The sequence below is a fragment of the Burkholderia crassaminum genome, from assembly GCF_964265005.1.
Classification (GTDB): Bacteria; Pseudomonadota; Gammaproteobacteria; order Burkholderiales; family Burkholderiaceae; genus Burkholderia.
The window spans coordinates 1,637,748-1,654,695 of record NZ_OZ183800.1; the positions used below are offsets into that span (position 1 = coordinate 1,637,748).

9 protein-coding genes are annotated in these 16,948 nt (G+C 69.0%); 8 read left to right on the plus strand and 1 reads right to left on the minus strand.

Going from position 1 to position 16,948, the window contains the following annotated elements; translation table 11 throughout:
* The first annotated feature begins 283 nt into the window (after positions 1–283).
* The 8 genes from ACPTTF_RS24430 (at position 284) to ACPTTF_RS24465 (ending at position 15,754) form a co-directional block, all read left to right on the plus strand.
* Positions 284–1,258, plus strand: a complete 975-nt coding sequence (locus tag ACPTTF_RS24430; protein ID WP_423368562.1) for an NAD(P)H-dependent flavin oxidoreductase — start codon at positions 284–286, stop codon at positions 1,256–1,258.
* Positions 1,259–2,135: 877 nt separating this feature from the next.
* Positions 2,136–3,242, plus strand: a complete 1,107-nt coding sequence (locus ACPTTF_RS24435; RefSeq protein WP_166952495.1) for an ATP-binding protein — start codon at positions 2,136–2,138, stop codon at positions 3,240–3,242.
* 189 nt (positions 3,243–3,431) lie between these two features.
* Complete coding sequence (locus ACPTTF_RS24440) at positions 3,432–5,927, plus strand: DUF5682 family protein (protein ID WP_423368563.1); 2,496 nt, start codon at positions 3,432–3,434, stop codon at positions 5,925–5,927.
* A gap of 103 nt (positions 5,928–6,030) precedes the next feature.
* The gene (locus ACPTTF_RS24445; protein WP_423368564.1) at positions 6,031–7,155 is read left to right on the plus strand and encodes a vWA domain-containing protein; all 1,125 of its coding nucleotides are present in this window, start codon (positions 6,031–6,033) and stop codon (positions 7,153–7,155) included.
* Positions 7,152–9,398 (plus strand): hypothetical protein, encoded by a 2,247-nt coding sequence (locus ACPTTF_RS24450; protein WP_423368565.1) that lies wholly within the window; start codon positions 7,152–7,154, stop codon positions 9,396–9,398. The genes ACPTTF_RS24445 and ACPTTF_RS24450 overlap by 4 nt, the downstream gene beginning before the upstream one ends.
* Positions 9,399–9,563: 165 nt before the next feature.
* Entirely contained in the window at positions 9,564–13,838 is a 4,275-nt protein-coding gene (locus ACPTTF_RS24455; RefSeq protein ID WP_423368566.1) for a WGR and DUF4132 domain-containing protein, read from the plus strand.
* A gap of 31 nt (positions 13,839–13,869) precedes the next feature.
* The gene (locus tag ACPTTF_RS24460; RefSeq protein WP_423368567.1) at positions 13,870–14,616 is read left to right on the plus strand and encodes a lysozyme inhibitor LprI family protein; all 747 of its coding nucleotides are present in this window, start codon (positions 13,870–13,872) and stop codon (positions 14,614–14,616) included.
* An 88-nt stretch (positions 14,617–14,704) separates the two neighbouring features.
* On the plus strand, positions 14,705–15,754 hold the full coding sequence (locus ACPTTF_RS24465; protein WP_423368568.1) for a hypothetical protein: 1,050 nt from the start codon (positions 14,705–14,707) through the stop codon (positions 15,752–15,754).
* Between the two features lie 269 nt (positions 15,755–16,023).
* On the opposite strand, the gene ACPTTF_RS24470 is transcribed toward ACPTTF_RS24465, so the two are convergent.
* Positions 16,024–16,911, minus strand: coding sequence for a LysR family transcriptional regulator (locus ACPTTF_RS24470; RefSeq protein WP_423369868.1), 888 nt, complete (start codon positions 16,909–16,911; stop codon positions 16,024–16,026).
* Positions 16,912–16,948: the final 37 nt, after the last annotated feature.

The following is a 16,948-nucleotide window of genomic DNA, read 5'->3' on the forward strand; positions in this document are numbered from 1 at the left end:
GGAAACTGTCCATGTCCACCTGGCCTACCTCGCGCCAGCCGCCGGGTGGAGACAGAATCGCCCACGCGGCCGGCAGCGCAGGGGAGGCGACATCGTGTGCTGTCCGGGCCGTGCGAACGCAAATGCGGTCGCCCTTGGGTAGCGCTAGTCGCCTCCGTTGCCTGGCAGCATGGATTTCCATCGGCTTCGCACCGGCAATTCGGCGCGCCGTGACGCGTGTCGTGGCCGCAAGGCGTTCCCTGCATGCGAAGGCGCTTTCGTCTCAACCTGAACCGCAAACATCATGAAAACCAGGATCACCGAACTCTTCGGCATCGAATATCCGATCATCCAGGGCGGCATGCACCACGTCGGGTACGCGGAGCTGGCGGCCGCAGTCTCCAACGCCGGTGGCCTCGGCATCATCACCGGCCTGACCCAGCGATCGCCGGCCGATCTGGCTGCCGAAATCCGGCGTTGCCGCGAGATGACCGACAAGCCGTTCGGCGTGAACCTCACTTTCCTGCCGACAGTCACGTCCCCCGACTATCCCGGCTATATCCGGGCCATCGTCGAAGGCGGGGTCAAGGTCGTCGAAACGGCCGGCAACAACCCGCAGCCCTACCTGGCGGCGCTCAAGGAGGCGCACATCAAGGTGATCCACAAGTGCACGTCGATTCGTCACGCGCTGAAGGCCGAGGCCATTGGCTGCGATGCGGTCAGCGTGGACGGATTCGAGTGCGGTGGCCATCCGGGCGAGGACGACATTCCCAACTTCATCCTGCTGCCACGTGCTGCCGAGGAGCTCAGGATTCCGTTCGTGGCCTCCGGCGGCATGGCTGACGGCCGGTCGCTGGTTGCGGCACTGTCGCTCGGCGCGGATGGCGTCAACATGGGGACGCGATTCATTGCCACCCGCGAGGCGCCGGTGCACGAGAACGTGAAGCAGGCGCTGATCGCGGCGACCGAACTGGATACGCGCCTGGTCATGCGCCCGTTGCGCAATACCGAACGTGTGCTGCGCAATGCCGCGGTCGATCGCATCCTCGAAAAGGAAAGCCGGCTCGGCGCCGGCATCCGGTTCGACGATATCGTCGAAGAGGTCGCCGGCGTGTATCCGCGCATCATGAAGGAGGGCGCGCTCGACGCGGGGGCATGGTCGTGCGGTCTGGTCGTCGGCCTGATCCGCGATATCCCGACCGTGAAGGAACTCGTCGAGCGCATCGTGAGCGAGGCGACGGAGATCATCCGCAGCCGGCTGGCACGTATCGCGGTCTGATATCGCGGTCTGGTCCGGATTGGCGACACGGGATGCCGCCGGCCCGTGCCGATGAATCTTCGCCGGCGTGATGCCGGCGAAGATGCGTGCGGGATGCGGTCGGCAAGGACGAACCGGGTGAACTGGGCGACCGCGGCGACGGTCGAAAGCGCGCGGTTGGTCGCCACCGTGTCCAGTCTGTCGCGTCGTCGGTTCTAGTCGCCTGGCGGCGCGACCCGACTCGAGCACCATGTCTGTCATGACCTGAGTCACGTCAGGACGACCGAGTGCTCGTGTGTTCAATGAATTCCCCTTGTCGGATCGGGCACTTCGGGTTGCCCGATTCCGCTTTTTCCACAGGCATACTCGCCTGCTCCTCGTCTGGCTTGACCGGACATCATCCGGATTTCGGCCCGGCCGACGCCGCTGCGGCGTCGCATGCGCAACGTGCGGCCCGGTGTGGTTTCCATCAGGCTTGACCAGTCGCAAACCAGCACCCGCTCCCGCGACCGAACCGCGATTCCGACACAACCGACCCGACAGCGGCGTCGCACGCGCAGTGTGCGGATGCACGTTGCGCAACGTGAGCCCGGTGCGGTTTCTCTCAGGCTCGACCCATCGCAAACCAGCACCCGCTCCCGCGACTGAGCCGCGATTCCGACCCAACCGACCTGACAGCTGCGTCGCAAGCGCATTGTGCGGATGCACGTTGCGCAACGTGAGCCCGGTGCGGTTTCTCTCAGGCTCGACCCATCGCAATCCAGCGCTCGCTCAGGTGATCGAACCGCGAGATGACAAAAACCGTCATCGCCGGATCGTGATCTCGCGCGCGGCGATATAATTCGCGCTCCGAGGGCATTCGAGCCCGACCGCGAATACAAGACAAGAAGAAGCAGACATGGCTCCGTCTCAACCGCATGCATTGCAGCGTCCGCCCGCTGAAGTCCTGTATGCCGATCAGCTCGCGGAGCTGAAGGCGCAGGATGGCGGCCAACCACGCCCGCCGGGCTGGCAACTGAGCCTGACGGCCGCCCGCGCATTCATCGCCGGCGATCGCTCGCTCGGCATCGCGCCGAAGGTGGTCGCGCCGATCGCGAGCATCGAGCGCATGCTCGTCACGCTCGCCACCGGCCGCGGGCTGATGCTGGTCGGCGAGCCGGGCACCGCAAAATCGATGCTGTCCGAGCTGCTGGCGGCCGCGATCAGCGGCACGTCGACGCTGACGATCCAGGGCGGCGCATCGATCACCGAAGACCAGATCAAGTACGGCTGGAACTACGCGTTGCTGATCAACGAAGGGCCGAGCCCGCGCGCGCTCGTGCCCGCGCCGCTGTACCAGGGCATGCACGACGGCCGGATCGTGCGCTTCGAGGAAATCACGCGTGCGCCGCTGGAAGTGCAGGACTGCCTGCTCGGCATGCTGTCCGATCGCGTGATGGCGGTGCCCGAACTGCACGGCGAACACGGGATGCTGTACGCGCGCGAGGGCTTCAACATCATCGCGACCGCGAACACGCGCGACCGTGGCGTGAACGAGATGAGCGCGGCGCTCAAGCGGCGCTTCGATTTCGAAACCGTGTTTCCGATTCTCGACTTCGACAGCGAACTCGCGCTCGTGCGCGAAGCCAGCGCGCGCCTGCTGGCCGGCAGCGGCATTCCGGCAGCCGTGCCGCAGCCGGTGCTGGAACTGCTGGTCACCACGTTTCGCGATTTGCGCGGCGGGGCCGGCGATGCGGCGGGCAGCGACGGCGCGATGGACCGGCTGACGGCGGTGATGTCGACGGCCGAAGCGGTGAACGTCGCGCACGCGGTCGGCGTGCGTGCATGGTTTCTCGAGCAGCGCGAAGGGTCGCCGCAGGATCTCGTCGACTGCATCGCCGGCACCGTCGTCAAGGACAACGCCGACGATCGCGCGAAGCTGCGCCGCTACTTCGAACAAAAGGCTGCACGGCGCGAAGGGGCGCACTGGCGCGCGTACTACGCGGCACGCCACCGCCTGCCGTGACGCGCGGCATGAGTACGACCGATCACGGCGGCATGCCGCGGCCGGGGTGGGGTGCGACCGATGCGCACCGTGTGGGCCGACACGGCGTGGATGGCGGACACGGCGGACATGGCGACGAGGGCAGGTTGGGCGCCATCGCAATCGCCGGTGCCGCCGCCGCATGTATCGACGTCAACTGACACGCGCCGCATGCAGACCGTGACGCCCAGCCAACCCCACATCATCGGCATCCGCCATCACAGCCCGGCCTGCGCGCGGCTGGTGGCCGAGCGCATCCGTGCGCGGCGGCCGCGCTATGTGCTGATCGAAGGGCCGGCCGATTTCAACGGCCGGCTCGACGAGCTGTATCGTCCGCACCGCCTGCCGATCGCGATCTACAGCTATCTGTCCGGCGCTGCCGCGCATTACGGGTCGTGGACCCCGTTCGCCGAGCACTCGCCGGAATGGCAGGCATTGCAGGCGGGGCGCGAAGTCGGCGCGACGGTTCGGTTCATCGACCTGCCCGCGTGGCACGCGGCGTTCTCGCGGCTGGAGAACCGCTATGCCGATGTCGCGGACGCCGAACACGAGGCGCGCGCCGATGCCTATGAGCGCGCGCTGGCGGACACGCTTGCCGTACAGGGCCGCGACGCGCTATGGGACCACCTGTTCGAGGACGTCGGCGATACGCCGGGCGCGCTGGACGAACTCGCGGCGCGCCTGTCGACCTACTTCTCGCATCTGCGCGACGACGATCCGGGCTCGCTCGGCAACCAGGCACGCGAGCGGATGATGGCGCGCTGGATCGCGTGGGCCGTCGCCGAAGCCGACGGGCAGGCGGACGACGTACTGGTCGTCTGCGGCGGCTATCACGCGCCGGCGCTGGCGCGACTCTGGCACACGCTGCCGGCCGCGTTGCCCGACACGCCCGAACCCGGCTCGATCGACGGCGGTGCCTGCACCGTGCCGGACGAACAGGCGGATGACGCCGGCGCGCGCGAGACGGCTTCGAATCCCGCCGACGAGGCCGCGCGCAGCGTCCGCTACGGTTCCTATCTCGTGCCTTACACGTTCAAGCGCCTCGACGCGTTCGCAGGCTACGCGTCGGGGATGCCTTCGCCGGCCTATTACCAGTGGGTCTGGGCTCACGGCGCGGAAGAGGCCGTGCGGCGCATGCTCGAGAACGTGATGCAGCGGCTGCGTGCACGCAAGCTGCCGGTATCGACGGCCGACCTGATTGCCGTGCACGTGCGGGCCGAAGGGCTGGCACGCTTGCGTGGCCATGCGCGGCCGCTGCGTTGCGACTGGCTCGACGCACTGGCCGGCGCGCTGGTGAAGGAGGCGCTCGACGCGCCGCTGCCGTGGACCTATCGCGGGCCGCTGCGGGCCGGCACCGATCCGGTGCTGGTCGAGGCGATGGATGCGCTGGCGGGCGACGTCGCGGGCGAACTCGCGCCGGGCACGCCGCAACCGCCGCTCGTCGCCGCGGTGCGCGACGAACTGGCCGCGCTCGGCATCGTGCTGCACGGCACGCTGACGCTCGACCTGCTGACCGACCAGGGTCGTGCGCGCAGCCGCGTGCTGCACCGGCTGGCGCTGCTGCGCGTGCCGGGCATCGTGCGCCGCCAGGGCGCACAGCTGGCGATGTCGGGCGAGCGCGACGAGGTCTGGCAACTCGGCGAGCCGCTCGAGCAGCAGGCTGCGCTGATCGAAGCCGGCGCGTGGGGCGCGACGCTGTCCGACGCGGCGCGCGCACGGCTCGAGGATGAATTGCGTGAGGCGGGCGGCCGCATCGCGCCGCTCGCGGATGGCCTGAACCGTGCTGCGTGGGCCGGGTTGGCAGCGCTGAGCACCGCATTGCTGGACACGCTGCGCGATGCGGTCGCGCGCGAGCAGCGCTTCGAGGCGCTCGCACCGGCGCTCGGCAACCTGCATACGCTGCTGCGTCATGGCCATCTGCTCGGCATGAGCGATGCACCGGTGTTGCGGATCGTCGTCGAGGCCGGTTTCGATCGCGCGCTATGGTTGCTGGAGCCGGCCGCCACGCTGCCGCCGGCCGATCTCGATGCCCACGTGCAGGGGTACGTCGCGCTGCGCCGGATCGTGGCCGACGTGCTGGCCGGTGTCGACGGTGTCGTTGGTGTCGCCCACACGCCGCTCGTGATCGAACCGTTGCGCGCGCTGGCCGTCTGGCGGCGCAAGGCGGCCGATACGGCGGCGGCGCCCGCGAGTCGCGGCGCGGCGCTCGGGGCGCTGCTCGGCCTTGCCGAGCAGGCCGGTGTCGACGACGGTCAACCCGTCGCCCGCATCGACGATGCGATGGCGCTGCTGAAGGCGATGCCGGCCGCCACGCTCGGCGATGCGCTCGGCGGCTTGCTTGCGCTGGCGCGCGAGACGCTGGCGAGCGCGCCGGCCTTCGTCGCGGGCATGGATGCGACCGTGCGCGCGCTCGACGACGCCGATTTCGTGCTCGCGCTGCCGGGGCTGCGCGGCGCGTTCGCGTGGTTGCCGCCGCAAGAGCGCGGGCGGCTCGCGGACCAGGTGCTCACGCTGCACGACGCGACGCACCTGTCGCGCCGTGTATTGACGGAGCGGCACGCGGACGAAGCATCGCCCGAGGAGGCCGCGCACGCCGCGCGCATCGAGGCACAGGTGCTCGGCCGCCTGCGCCGCTGGGGGCTCACGCCCGACCCGGAGGCGTCGTGACGTGCCGATCGACGGGCCGCAGCGCGCCTGGCTTCTTCTTCCTTCACCACGACGATGTCGCGCCGTCTCGGCACGGCGCGGCGCGGTTTCCGCGAGTCCTGCCATGCCGCTGAACATTCCCGGTCCGCTCGAACGCTGGCGCCTGCTGCTCGGCGAACCGGCCGAAGCCGCGTGCGGCAAGCCGGGCGCCGACGCGCAGGCCGCCGATGCGGCACTCGAATGGCTGTACGGTCGCGACGACGATCGCGCGCAGCGTGGCGAGCGCGGTGCCGGCCTCGGGCCGTCCGCGCTGAGCACGCCGGACTGGATCAACACGATCCACACGCTGTTTCCGAAGGAGGTGATCGATCGCCTCGAACGCGATGCGGTCGAGCGCTTCGGCATCGACGAAGTCGTCACGAACCTCGACGTGCTGGAGCGGATCGAGCCGTCCGAATCGTTGCTGCGCGCCGTGCTGCACACGAAGCACCTGATGAATCCCGAGGTGCTGGCGGCCGCACGGCGGCTGGTTGCCGAGGTGGTCCGGCGCATCATGGAGCGGCTCGCGACCGAGGTGCGGCAGGCCTTCAGCGGCACGCGCGACCGCCGCCGGCGCTCGCGGATGAAGATCGCGCGCAATTTCGACTACACCCGCACGCTCGCCGCGAACCTGCGTCACTGGCATCCCGAGCGGCGCAAGCTGTATCTCGACACGCCGGTCTTCAACAGTCGCACGCGTCGCCACGTCGAGCCGTGGGACATCGTGCTGCTCGTCGACCAGAGCGGGTCGATGGTCAACTCGGTGATTCACAGCGCGGTGATGGCGGCGTGCCTGTGGCAATTGCCGGGCATGCGCACGCGGCTCGTGGCGTTCGATACGTCGGTGGTCGACCTGACCGCCGACGTATCCGACCCGGTCGAGCTGTTGATGAAGGTCCAGCTCGGCGGCGGCACGGACATCGCGAAAGCCGTCGCGTATGCGCAATCCCGCGTCGCGAATCCCGCACGCACGATCATCGTGCTGGTCAGCGATTTCTATGAAGGCGGCAGCGGCTACGAGCTCGTGCGCCGCGTGAAGGCGCTGGCCGAGAGCGGCGCGCGCGTGCTCGGGCTGGCCGCGCTCGATTCGGCAGCCGAACCCGCCTACGACCGCGAGATGGCCGCGCGGCTTGTGAACGCCGGTGCGCAAGTCGGCGCGATGACGCCCGGGCAACTGGCCGCGTGGCTCGCCGAAAAGGTGCAGGGATGAGCGCGCCGATCCGTGACGACCTGCTCGAACTGACGCCCGAAGCGCTGACGGCGCTCGCCAACGCCGGGTTCGTCAAGCGTGCACAGAAGGATGTCGCAGCCGGCGCGGTGCCGGCGCTGGCCGTCGACGGCGACGGTACGGTGCACGCATCGTTCGACGACGGCGTGCGTACCAGCCTGCCGCCGGGCCGGACCTTGCGCGACGCGGCGTGCAACTGCACCGCGAGCGGCATGTGCCGGCATCGCGTGATGCTCGTGCTTGCCTACCAGGCGAGCATGCAGGCGAACGAAGCGGCCGACGCGGCTGATCCGGGCGATGTGCGTGCAGTCGAAGACGGCAAGACGGGGCAGGCCGATACGCGTGGTGAAACGCTCTGCAATCCCGACGATGTGGCGAACGGCGAGACGCGCGACGGTTCGTGCGATGCACCGCCGGATAACGACGCGAACGTGACGTCGTCCGCGGATCGCACATGGAGCCCCGCCGATTTCGACGACGCCGCGCTAACGGCGAGCTTCGCGCCGTCCGTGCTCGAACAGGCCGCGCGCATGGCGGCCTCCCGGCCCGTTGTGGCCGTGCAGCCGGGGGCCGGCGCGCAGTCGTCGCCGGTTGCGCGACTGCCGATGTGCACCGTGCGGTTCTTCTCGCGCCGCTCGCTCGCGCATGCGCGTTGTGACTGCCGGCAGGGCAGCGGCTGCGCGCACGTCGTGGTGGCCGTCTGGGCATTCCGCCAGGCCGGTGTACCGGCCGACGGCGGATCGGAGACGATCGTCGAGGTGCGCCCGCCGGCCGGCGACGCAGGCGAGAGTGACGACGACCGGTCGCCGTTGCGCGACGACGCGGCGCACGCGTTGATCGCCGACCTCGACAGGCTGATACACGCGCTGTGGCTGGACGGTTCGAGCCAGCCGCCGATCGCGTTGGCCGCGCGCGTGGAGTCGCTGCGTGGCCGCCTGCGCGAGCGCGGCTGGCAGTGGGTCGACGACGCACTCGACGAAGCCTGGCAGCTCGTGCATGCGCAGCACGCACGCAGCAGCCGTTTCGAGCCGCTGCGGCTCGTGCGCGTGCTGGCCGAACTGTGGGCGCGCCTGCGCGCGGCGATATCCGCCGCGACGCAGCGCGAGGGTGCCGCCGTGCCGGCCCGCCAGATGCTCGGCATCGGCGTGAAGGGCGAGGTCGAACTCGATCATCTGCGGCTGGTGTCGCTCGGCGTCGAGCTGTGGGCCGACGAAGCGGAAGAGGGGGCGAGCGTGCTGTTCGCCGATCCCGACACGCAGACCGTGATGGTGCTGACGCGAAACTGGCCGCGTGCCGCCGACGTCGCGGCCGGCGGCCGTGCCCCGGATCTGGCGGGCCGCCGTGTCGCGGGTTTTCCGTTGCGGCAGATCGCCGCCGGGCAGGTCGTCACGAAGGCCGCCAAGCGGCGCGCCAACGGTGCGGTCGACATGGCGGCCGGCGTACGGCAGACAGGCGTGCTGCCGCTGTCACCGACATCCTGGGACGATCTCGTCGCGCCGATCCGCCAGCCGGGCATCGCGGCGCTCGTCGCGCACCTGCGTGACGCGCTGCCCGACTTCGTGCGGCCGAGACAGGCGGCGAACGGCGCGGCGGCCGGCGCGGCCGGGTCGCTGCACGTCGTCGCGTTCGAGCCCATGGTCGTGCGGTCGGTCCGTTGGGATGCGGCCGCCCAGGTGCTGCACGCGCGGCTTGCACAGGGGGAAGCCGGGACGGCCGACGCGGACGGCGACGATGCACTGCACCTCGCGCTGCCGCATCGCGCCGTGGCGCCCGGCGCGGTCGATGCGCTGGCGCGCGCGCTGTCCGGCGAATGGGGCGCGTTGCGTGCGCTGGCGGGCACCGTGCGCCTGCATGCGGGCACGGCCGTGATGCGGCCGCTGGCCGTGTTGACCGCACAGCGCGCCGTCGTGCTGCAGACCGAAGCGGCGCCGCCGCAACTGCTGCCGCTGGCCGGCGGGCGCGAGCCGGTGCCCGCGCTGGTCGCGCTTGCGGAGGACACGCTGGCGCTGCTGGCCGAGTGGCTGCGCCAGGGCATGCGCCATCAGGGCGGCGGCGCGATCGAGCGTGCGTTGGCGCAGGCCACGCGGCTGGAGCGGGCCGGCCTCGCGCAGGCTGGCCGGTTGCTGCGCGCGCTGACCGACGGCCTGCGCGGTGCACAATCGGCGTCGATACTGGCGCAACTGGGTTCGCTGACGTTGCTGCTGCTGGGCATCGTCGAGCAATGACGGCATGGCCGTCGACCGGGCGAGCAGGCAGCGCCCGACACCGCGAGTCGTGCAGGCTGCACGGGCCGCGGGATGAATGAACGAGAGGGCGTCGTGGCTGCGTGGCGGCCATGACATGCGGACGCGGCATCGTGCTGCGTCGTCGATCCGAGTGAGAGGGAACGGATGCGTCGTTTTGAACTGATCGAAGGCAATTCCAGCAAGTTCTGGGAAGTGGAGCAGGACGGCTCCGGGCTCAATATCCGCTGGGGCCGCATCGGCACCGCGGGCCAGAGCCAGACGAAGTCGTTCGCGGACGAAGCGAAGGCGCGCGCCGCGCTCGACAAGCTCGTCAAGGAGAAGACCGGCAAGGGTTATGCCGAAGTCGCGGTGGTGGCCGGCGCCAGCATCGGCGCGACTGCCGCGAAGCCGCCGGCCGGCGCGTCGTCGGCGACCTCATCCGCTGCGCCGCAGGCGTCGACGGATGCAGAGTCGGCGGCGAGCACGCAACCCTCAGCGGCGAAGGCCGAGAATGGTGCGCCGCTCACGCCGTCGGCCGTGCCGGCCGCATCGACACCGCCTTCGACGGCCGCTGTCACCACCGCTGCCACCGTGCCCGTGCCCGTGCCGCCCGTCGCGGCCGAAGGTTTCGATGCCCAGTGCGAGCGTGTCTTCGAGGCCGTGCGCGCGCAGATCGCGAACGGCGACATGAAGCCCGGCGACACGTTGACGGTCGCCGTGATCAAGCGCCGCTACGATGTCGGCGACCGGGGCGCCGCGATGGCGTTCGACCTGCTCAAGTCGCGCCGCCTGCTGTATGGCTGGGGAACGTCGGCCAACGTGCTCGAGCACGCGCAGGCGGCTGCGGTGGCCCTCGGCGAGTGGGTAGCAACCGAGGCGGCCGCCGCGCCGGCGCCTGCCGTACCCGCAGTCGCCGACACCGGCGCACCGCCGTGGCTGATGCAAGGCGATCCCGTGCGGCTGTCGCCGCAGATCCAGCGCGATGCGTATGCGTCGCGCCGTTTTCCCGTCGCGGTGACCGTGCTCGACGTGCGCGCTGCGTGGCTGAAGATCGAAGGCAAGAACGGTTACTCGATCGACATCGGCGCGACCGACGCGGCGCTGCGCCCAGCCGTGCAGCGGATGCTCGACCGGCTGGCCGCGCGTACGCCGATCGCCGGGCCGGTGGCGGATGCGCAAGCCGACGCCGCGCTGTTCGCGCTGGCGATGGTCCTGGGCGACTCTCACGGCGAAACCACGATTGGCCGCCCGGTCATCGACTACATGGTCGCGCAATACGGATTGACGGGCGCGATCGACGTGCTGTTCGACGCGTTGAAAATCCAGGTGCACGCCGACTACGACCGTCAGGCGCAGGGCCGCGTCCATCGTTTCTCGACGAATGTCGAAGGTCCGGTGCGCGGTAGCTGGCGCGGGCCGATCGTCGGCACCGAGGCGGCGCTGCGCGAGCATCTTGCCGCGGCGAGCGATGCGGACTGGCAGGCCTGCGTCGACAGGATCGAGGCCGCGTTGCCGCTGCTGCACCCGACTCGCCAGCCCGTACCCGCACTACTGCTGCCCGATGCGCCGCACGTGTCGAATGCACTGGTGCGCCGGCTGGGCGCCGAGCGCGACGTGCCCGAGACGCTGCACTGGATGCTGCTGACCGCGACCGATCCCGATGCGATCGCGGTGGCCGCGAAGATCCGGCCGGATAGCTATGGCCATTCGTTCTGGGGGATGTCGCGGCTGGTCGCGACCGTGCTGCGCGAGCGCGGCACGGCCGCGTTCGACGTGCTCGAACGCGGCGCCGGCGACGATGCGGCGGGCGACGCGCTCGCCGCGATCGGCACGCCCGACGCGGTGGCTGCGCTGGCGAAGGTCGCCAGTGCTTCGAAAGGCGCGCTCGCGCGCCTGTCGCTGTCGCTCGATCGCTGGCCGCTGGCGGGCATGGTCGCGCTGTCGCGACTCGTGGCCGCGGGCGGCAAGGACGCCGGGCTGTTGACCCCGAGCCTGACGCGCCTGTTGCGCGCGCATACGGTGCACGTCGACGGGCTGCGGCCGTGGCTCGACGCGCCGGCACAGGCCGTGATCGACAAGCTTCTCGCGCTGCTGGCCGGCCCGGCCGACGTCGCATCGGCCGAGGAATTGCCGGGCGTGCTGGCGGCGCCACCGTGGCTTGCCGCGCGGCAGAAGAAGGCGGCGGCGCTGACGCTGGAGCCGCTCGAACTGGCCGCAATCGAATGCTGGGACGAAGCGAAGCGCAACCAGGCGAAAACGCCCGACCAGTGGGAGGTGAAGCGACTCGCCGCGGCGGCGAAGGACACGATGACGCTGGTCGCCGGCCTCGGCTTCGACGCGCACAAAAAGTACTTCGGGCCGCTCGGCGAGGCTGCCGCGAAGGCGATCCGGCAAGGTGACGCGCCGGCGTTCGTCGCCGCATGGCGCGCGATGATCGACGAGCGCAAGCGCGAGCGGCACTTCTGGTACTGGCTGCGCGCCGAATACCTGACGCTGTTGCCGGCCGCGGTGGCCGTCGACATCTGGAACGCGGTGGCGGGCGAATACAGCACGGCGGGCGTGAACCTGCTGATGGCGACCTTCGGACTGCCCGCGTTGCCCGGCCTCATCGCAACCGTGCGCAACAAGCCGACCGAGAATTTCGGTTACGCGCTGAATTACGGCGCCGTCGAATGCGCGCCGATCGCGGCCCGCGCGTTCGTGAAGCTGAAGACCTTGCGCGACGACGGCCGTACTTGGTTGCTGAAGTTTCCGGAGCATGCGGCCAGCGGCCTGATCGCGCCGTCGCTCGGCAAGCCGGGCGAAGCGCGCGACTGCGCCGGCGCGGCGCTGCGTTTGCTGCAGGCGAACGGCCACGAGGCGTTGCTGATGGACGTCGCCGCGCGCTATGCCGACGACGCGGTGCCGCAGGCGGTGCGCGCCGTGCTCGACGAGAGCCCGCTCGACCGTTTCCCGACCAAGCGCAGCAAGCTGCCCGACTTCTGGCAGCCGCGCGGCTGGCGCCGGCCGGTGCTGAAGAACGGCAAGGCGTTGCCGGACGACGCGCTCGACCATCTCGGCCAGATGCTGACGTTCCCGACCAGCGAAGAGATCTACGGCGGCATCGACGTCGTGAAGGACGCGTGCACAGCCGAGTCGCTGTCCGACTTCGCGTGGGACTGCTTCAACGCATGGCTCGATGCCGGCGCGCCGGGCAAGGAGGGCTGGGCGCTCACCGCGTTGGGCCTGTTCGGCAACGACGACACCGCACGCAAGCTGACGCCGTTGATCCGCACGTGGCCCGGCGAATCGGCGCATGCACGCGCGGCGACCGGCCTCGATGTGCTGGCCTCGATCGGCAGCGACGTCGCGCTGATGCTGCTCAACGGCATTGCGCAGAAGGTCAAGTTCCGCGCGCTGCAGGACCGCGCACGCGAGAAGATCGATGCGATCGCGGACGCACGCGGGCTGTCGTCCGAGGAACTGGAGGACCGTCTCGCGCCGGATCTCGGGCTCGACGCACACGGCACGATGCTGCTCGACTTCGGCCCGCGCGCATTCCGGGTCGGCTTCGACGAGACGCTCAAGCCGTATGTGCGCGAGACCGGCGCCGACGGCGTGGCCGGCGCGCGGCTCGCGGACCTGCCGAAGCCGAAGAAGACCGACGATCCCGTGAAGGGCAAGGAAGCGGTCGAGCGCTTCAAGCTGCTGAAGAAGGATGCACGCACCATCGCGAGCCAGCAGGTCGCGCGGCTCGAGGTGGCGATGTGCGGGCGCCGCCGCTGGACGCCCGAGGTGTTTCGCGCGTTTCTCGCCGAGCATCCGCTGGTGCGCCACCTGGTCCAGCGCCTCGTGTGGGGGGTGTACGAAGTCGACGATGGCGGCAACTTCGGCGGCACGCTGAAGGCCTGCTTCCGCGTGGCGGAAGACGGTACCGCGGCGACCGCCGACGACGACGCGTTCACGTTGCCGGAAGGCGCGACGATCCGCGTCGGGGTGCCGCATGCGCTGGAAATCGCGCCGGCCGATGCCGCCGCGTTCGGGCAGGTGTTCGCCGACTACGAGCTGCTGCAGCCGTTCGCGCAGCTCGGTCGCGACGTGTACCGGCTGACCGACGATGAGCGCGACGGGCGCAAGCTCGAGCGCTGGAAGGGCGTCAAGGTGCCGACCGGGCGCGTGCTCGGGCTCGTCAACAAGGGCTGGCGGCGCGGCCAGGTGGAGGATGCCGGCTGCATCTGGTATTTCACGAAGCCGCTCGGCGCGGGCAAGGTGATCGAGCTGTCGCTGGATCCGGGGATCTTCGTCGGTGCGGTCGACATGAATCCGGATCAGGAACTTGGCGTGTTGCAGGCCGGTGCGCCGTCGAACTGGGGCAGCATTCGCGAGCCGGATGCGCTGTCGACCCTCGACGAGATCTCGGCGAGCGAGTTGATCCGCGATCTGGAGGGGATGCGCGAGTAACGCGTGACCCTTCACCCTCATCGAATCCGACATGAAGACAACGATTACCCTCCGGATGCTGGCCCGCCTTGCACTCCTGCCGGCGTCCTTCTGGTTCGCCGGCGCCGTACACGCCGCCTCCTTCAATTGCCATCTGGCCAGACACCCGACGGAGCAAACGATATGCGCGGTCCCGGAGTTGTCGAAACTCGACGATCAGCTCGCGATCGCGTGGTCGCTTGCGCCGCAACGCGTTGACCGGTCGCACGGCGACTCCGGCCTCAATGAATTGAAGAGCTATCAGCGTGGCTGGCGAACCCAGCGGGATGCCTGCGGACAAGACGTCGACTGCCTGCGCACCAGCTATCTCCGGCGGCTGCAGCAGCTTTCCCAGACCAACCCCGACATCGTGCGCGACATCAACGATTTCCATTGGTCGCAAACCTGGACGCTCCTGGAGATTTCGTCCAAGCCGTTGCCGCGCAACCGCGGCGGAATCATCATGATTCTTGTCAATCCGTATGCCGATGCAGCACGGCTGACATTCAACGCATCATCATGGAACGGCGAAAACAGCGGAAGGGAATACAAGGCCGACGCCGTCGTGCGGGCCGACGGCAAGGCATTCCACGTTGGCGCCGACGGCTGCCAGCTCGATTTCGCCATTCACGGCGCGCAGATGGAAGTCGAACAGCGCGGTCGGTGCGGGAGCGTGCTCGGCCACGGCAGCGACGTGGATTTTCAGGGCACGTATATCGACGAGGAGCACGCGCCGAACAAAGGCTTCGAATTTGAATGACCGACTCAACCGCGCGTCTTCAAGCCGCCCGACCGTCCGCCTCGGCTATGCCGATATCGCACATTCTTCCGTTCCTGCAGCGCCAACCATGACGCAACTGCCCCCCGAACTCCTTGCCGTCCTGCACCGGCCCGTACTCGACGAAGCCGATCTCTTCACGCTGGACGATTTCTTCGAGCTGACCGAAGTCGACGAATTGCGTGCGCAGGCGCAGGACCGTACCCACGCCGATGCCATCCTGCACGCGTGTGCGGCCGAGCTGCCGGTGCTGCATCCGAATCGTGCGGCGTTGCTGGCGTTGCTCGGTGGCGCGATCGTCGAGAGCGGGGCCGATCCGCGCATCCTGTTTCCGGCCGCGCTGGCGCGGCTTGGCGCGTGGCTGCCTGAACTTGCGCCGTATTGCGCAAGGGCAGTCGAGGATGACGACGATGAAGCCACCGACGACGAACGGCGCGACTGGCACGCGGCCCGGCAGCGGCTCGATGCACTCGACGGGCGACAGGGCCGGGAAGTCGACGCGCTGCGGGATGCGGTCGATACGCTCGTCCTGCCGCTGATGGCGATGCTGATGCGCGATCGCGACAATCACCGAGATCTTGTCGCCGACACTGCGCTGCAGGCGTTGCTGGACCGGATGGCCGACAACGACAGTTTGCCGTTCGAGCAGTTGCACTTTCTGTGCGCCGCGTCGGCATTGAGCTACGAACCGGAGTGTGTCGTCGTGCTGCCGGCTTCCGGCACGGGCTTCGTCGCCAGCGCGCATGCGGTCAACAACACGTTCCACGCGTTCACGCTGCTGCAGCGCCTGATCGGTGAGCATGCGCGGACGCTGCGCGTGGGCAAGCCGATCGCGCCGAGGAGCGGCGACGAAGAGCAGGACACTTCGGAGTTTCACTGGCTGCGGGGGCATGCGTACGCGAACGGCGTGCTGGTCGACAACCTGGCGCTCGCATGGGGCGAAGCGTCGTTGCGCAGCCACCGCAAGCACGGCAAATGCGTGCTGATCGCGCTGGAGACGGAAGAGGGTATCCGGAGGAGCTGGGACGGCTTCAACGGTGTGTGCCATCCGGCGCAGAACCCGTCCGTGACACTGGTGCGTTTCCTGACGCCGGAGGAAGTGGCGGCGTATCTGGTTTGACGCGTCGGGGCGAAATCGGCGTAGAGATCGCGGATGATCGACAGCCTCCGGACAGTGATGAAACGCATCATCGCCCCGTGCACGGATGCTGGCCAGGATCAGGGCGCCTATCAGTTTCCTAGTGGAGCAGCGCAAGAAAATTGCGGATTCGCGTGCTTTGTAGTCTGCCGGAACTCGGCTGGATGACGTGCAAGTCCGCGACGGCATCCTGAGCCGGAAAAGCGCCGAGACTGGAACGATGGACCTTTCCGGGCAGACATGGACGGCTGCTAGTGAAACGCTGCCTCTTCCATCATGCAGTCGACGAACGCTCTCACTTTCGGCGAGTGCTGCCGGCTCGGCGGCCAGAGAATCCGGTAGGTCACGGAAGGCGGGGCATCCCCATCCAGGACGGAGCGCAACGATCCATCGCGGAGTCTGTCTTCGACCTCATGGTCCAGCAGGCATGCGATGCCAGCGCCATCGCACGCCATGGTGAGCAGCGACGGGCTCATGTTCGAGACGGCGGCCGCTCTCAGCTTGATCTCGGCCATCGGCGTTCCATCAGGGAACGGCCACGGCTGGATTTTCCCGGTACTCGGATAGCGATATAGCAGCACCACGTGATGCTCGAGATCCAGAGGACGCTCAGGTATGCCGTACCGGTCGAAATAGTCCGGTGACCCGACGATGATACGGCGGCAGGATCCCAGCACGCGCGCAATCAAACGCGAATCCCGCGGCTGGCCTGTACGCACGACGACGTCGAAGCCGTCTTCGATCACATCGACCAGCCGATCGGAGTAATCCACCTCCAGTTCGATCTCCGGGTAACGTCGATGAAACCCGGCGAGCCGTTGCGGGGTCACCACGCTGGTAAGCGGCAGGCTGACCCGTAACTTGCCGCGGGGCGCGCCGGCGCGCTGCTGAAGCTCGACTTCCGCAAGATCCAGTTCGCCGAGGATGCGGCGACACCGTTCCAGAAAAATGGCGCCCTCGGGCGTCAGCGCCACGCTGCGGGTACTGCGATGAAACAGCCGGACGCCGAGGTGCGCTTCCAGTCGGGCCACGTTCTTGCCGACCGCGGATGCCGAAACGCCCAAATACCGTGCGGCAGCGACAAAGCTGCGGGTATCGGCAACCTGCACGAACGACTGCACCCAATTCAGGTTATTCATCATCGGTGTGTGAGGGATTCCGGACCGGCCGGTTCAT